Annotated in this window: 1 pseudogene; it reads right to left on the reverse strand. The window is 41.7% G+C overall.

From position 1 onward, the window contains the following. Positions 1 to 15: 15 nt before the first annotated feature. Positions 16 to 283: pseudogene (locus AAEZ00_RS21040) on the reverse strand (bifunctional metallophosphatase/5'-nucleotidase); the annotation flags it as partial.

Below are 283 nucleotides of genomic sequence, written 5' to 3' on the forward strand. Positions count from 1 at the left end.
ATATGAAGTTGCCGTTTAATCGCGATGGCTAATGTAATGTACATTTGTAAACAGTTGTCCCGTAATGAGATGGCCATGTTGACTAACAAAATCGATAAAGGCTTCTGGCAGCGTTTGATTGCTCATCGGTTGCTGCCAGTGGGCATGCAATAACGCATCATAACCTTCCTTACCCGCTGCGGTATAAGAACTTGATACGCCAATATACAACTTATTAGATTCAAGAGTTTGCCATTGATCCTGCTTGTAGATATCAATTTGAGTGATCCGCTGGCCTTTAACT

The sequence above is a fragment of the Shewanella sp. S1-49-MNA-CIBAN-0167 genome, from assembly GCF_040310145.1.
GTDB lineage: Bacteria > Pseudomonadota > Gammaproteobacteria > Enterobacterales > Shewanellaceae > Shewanella > Shewanella psychromarinicola.